Consider the following 3,958-nt stretch of genomic DNA (forward strand, 5'->3'; position numbering starts at 1 on the left):
GGCTTTGCTGCAAGGCCATTCAGCATCTTGTCTGAGTATTTATTAACAATTTTATCTAATAGAAAAATCTCATGTTCAAATTCATCATTATAATTCTTGTTTCTTAAAGATTCAACGACTTCGACTAAACGACATTTACTGGAGTTTCTGCACAAAAAATCTCCTTTAAATTCGATTAAAAAAATAAAGAAGTTATCATTTTCCTTTTTATACCATAAAGCATCTGTTGTTTTTGGAGTGATTAGCAGATTGCCTTCTTTGAAAATTTCACAGGAATGGCAGATATCGTCCAAGGCATACATCTTGAACTCGTTTTTGCCGTTATCCATCGGGAGAATTGAAATGCCTTTGGAATTTTCAGCTATTTCATGGGCCTTTTTGTAATACTCTGGGAATGATTGGAGAAACTCAACAAATTGAGTTTCCTCTTTGGTTAATATCATTTTCTACTCCTTAAACAATATTTTAGCTTTTAATTTGTCAAGTTCATCATATGGTCTTGTCAGATTTTCATAGACTTCACCCAGATTTTTTGGGTTAATCTTTCTGAAATCGAATTTACCATAGGCTTGCTTTTGGGTTAGATAGAAATTGGTTTCATTGATTAAATCATAATATTGTGAGTATAAAGAGATTGCTTCAATAAACATGGGGCTGTGTGAGTTTAGATATACATGTATGTTTAGTTCTTTTGCAAGTAAGACAATGATTTCAGCATATTTGATTTCCCATTCAGGATGAAGGCTGGATTCAGGTTCATCAATGATTAAAAATGAGTTTTCCTTTAATTTATTGTTTTGAAGCAGGATTTGTAGAATTCCTATTTCTTTGATTCCTGCTGAATCGTAACTTTCAGTTTTTATGATTTCATGAACTTTAGATAAAATTTCAGAGGAATTATCTCCATCTTCTTCTAAAGCTTCCTTAATGTGAATGATATGATCTACTCTTAGAATTTCCAAATCCTTTAAATCTAGAATAGACAAATTGTCAATGTAGAAAACATCTGATGGGACGAAATCACTTTCAAATGTTATTTTAGAATCTTTTAAATCGGATAAATCTTCGCTATCCATTAAAAAATCCAAGGATTCATCATCTTTTTGGGATTTCAAATAACAATACAAAAGTTTAGAAACAGTCGATTTGCCGCTTCCGTTGACTCCTCCAACCACATTAATCTTTGAAATTGAAATATCTGCTTTATTAATTGAACGAATATCGTTTAAATCTAATCTCAAATTAATCACCCACAAATTATTCTAAATTTACACCATTCACAGAAACCACTTTCCTTTTTAGGAAATTCATCGTTTTTAATTTTTAAAGCTACATCATTTAATTTATCTAATTGAGTATTTATTTTTTCATCAGTAATTTCAACCTCATGTTTATAATCAGTTTTAACAAAATGAGTTATTGCCGTTTTTATTTCAAAATCTTTAAAATCTTCCATTTCCTTTAATGCTGAAGCATAAATATACAATTGCTTTTCATAATGAGCAATTTTATTATCATTATGTTCTGCATTCTTATAATCCAAAATACCAATTTCTGTGTCTGAAATCCTATAAATTAAATCAATTGCTCCATTTAAAATATAATTGTCTCTTTCAATTTCAAAAGGAAGTTCTGTCTCGACCACTTCCTGATTTAGAGAATAAGTATCATAATAATTTAAAACTGACTCTTCTAATTCATCAAATTCATCTTGAGTTTGGTCAATATCAAACATTGAAGTGTAAACTTCTTTTGTAATCTGTTTTAATTCATCTTTTGTGACTTTCTGATTATCCTTTAATTTAAGATTTACAATTTCCATTACCTCGTGGAAAACCGTTCCCAGATTGGTTACATTTTCATCTGAAACTTTAAAGCCTAAATTATAAATTAAATTATACATAAACGGACATAAATTATATGTTGAATAACTTGAGTAGTTCAGTTTGAGTTTTTCATCTTCTGGATTTGAATAAGAATTTTTGATAGTAACATCTCTTAATTCATCTAAACTAAACTCTTTAAGCAACGGTTTTATTTTATTTATTTCTTCAGGTATTTCTCCACAGCATGATAATATTAGTAAATCTGATGCACGGGTCATTGCCACATAGATAATATGTGCTTCTTCAGATTTGTCTAATTCATTTTCCTCTTCATCTGTGATGTTTTTAAAATCTAGGAATTCATTTGGAGTGTAGAATGTTTCACTACCGTTAATATAGTCTTTTTCATGGTTCGGATCTTTTAAAGCCATTGGGAATTTGTCTTTTTCTAAAGTTGCAACAATTGTTACCGGAAATTCCAATCCTTTTGCTGCATGAACAGTCATCAATTGAACACCGCCACTATTTTCACAGTAGGAACTATAATCTCCAATTAGTCTTGATAAAAAGAAGTATGCGCCTTTAATGTCAGTTTGTGACATAAATGACTCATAATTATATATTGTTTGAGTTAAAACTGCAAGGTTATTGACTTCAATTGAATTTTCATCTGTGTTTTCAAAGAAGTTGCCTCTTGAGATTAATCTGTAATAAACATTCAATACTGTTGGAGGTTCTTCGGAGGCGATTTCTGCCCTTAAATCCTCTAGGAATTGGAAAAATTCACGGTCTTTTTCATTTGAAATTTTAGATAAATCAATTTGTGGTTTTTCAACCTGTTTAAAGATTTCGACCAATGTATCAAGGTCTTCATTTTTCTTAATATTATGAACCGCTCTAACCGGACGTTTACCCTGATTTTTTCTAAATTCATTTTCAACTTTTAATAATTCATCCTGATAAGATTCCTGCAGGTTAGTTAAGTATTGTTTAGTTTCATCTTCGAGGCACCAAAATGATGGTTCAAAAGTTTCACCGCAAAATCCTTTAAGGTTCAAGTCTTTTAGCTCATCTGCTGATGAAATATATGCATTATCTACTCTTCTAGTTAGATACCACAACAAGATTATGATAGATTTTACTTCATCCCTATCTTTTAAATCTGCTTGGCCCCGAATTGTAAAATCAATGTTGTTTTCATATAACAATTCAATCAATGCAGGAATGGTTTTATTGTAATGCTTTCTGTATAAAACTGCAATATCCTCATAGTTAAGGTTTTTGTTTTGAACCAGATAATTTATGGTATCAAAAATAGTTTTTGCTTCCTCTTCTGGATTTTCAGCTTCAATGATAAATGAACTGTTGTTATAATCATTGTTATTGCTGGTTAAATGCTTTTGTGAGTAGTCTTTTCTATAATCTTTAATGAAAGAATCTGTCAAATTGACAATATTTTCAGTTGATCTGTAATTAACATCCAAACTGATAATTTCAGGATTAACAGTATCATTTAATTCCTTAAAATAATCAGTGTAAGAACTTCTAAAAGCATAAATATGCTGGTCAACATCCCCTACAGCAGTAAAATAATCGCTGTTTTTTCTTAAAATTTCAAAAATCCTGAACTGCAAAGGATCTGTATCTTGAAACTCATCAATTAACACAGCATTATATTGAGTTTGAGGGTCTTTTTGAAGTTCATCCAATGTTTTGAGTTGTAAAGTATCATAATCAACATAACCTTCCTCATCAAGAAGTTTCAGGTATTTTGGATAAGCCCTTGCAACTTGCATATATCTTGCGTTATACCAGTCCTTCTTAAAATCATTATCCTCTATTTCTTTTTTTGAAAAGTAACCTAAAGAATTAATAAAGTCGACATATTCCTGGGAAATCGGTCTTTCATCATAAATATAATCAGTTAAATCATCTGTGTTTACATTAAAACAGCTATATTCGCCAAACTTATGAATTACAGTTGAAATCTGATAATCGTAAAGAGTTGAGATGTCTGTAAATCCAAGTTCCTTTTTGAATTTTTGGATAAATAAAGATTTTTTCTCGGAATTATCATCATCTAAAAGTTTTAGAATTTCATTTTTTGTTTTTAGGAATTCATAGCAAAAAGA

The 3,958-nt window shown here is 30.0% G+C and carries 3 protein-coding genes; all 3 read right to left on the reverse strand.

The window, feature by feature from the left end; translation table 11 throughout:
- The coding region (locus IKS50_RS05785) for a hypothetical protein (RefSeq protein WP_292846791.1) at positions 1-443 on the reverse strand (443 nt) is incomplete at its 3' end.
- Positions 444-446: 3 nt separating this feature from the next.
- On the reverse strand, positions 447-1,241 hold the full coding sequence (locus tag IKS50_RS05790) for an AAA family ATPase (protein ID WP_292846794.1): 795 nt from the start codon (positions 1,239-1,241) through the stop codon (positions 447-449).
- Between the two features lie 5 nt (positions 1,242-1,246).
- Positions 1,247-3,958 (reverse strand): ATP-dependent DNA helicase (locus tag IKS50_RS05795; RefSeq protein WP_292846796.1); only part of this gene is annotated, 2,712 nt, incomplete at its 5' end.

The organism is Methanobrevibacter sp. (assembly GCF_017539065.1).
Lineage (GTDB): Archaea > Methanobacteriota > Methanobacteria > Methanobacteriales > Methanobacteriaceae > Methanocatella.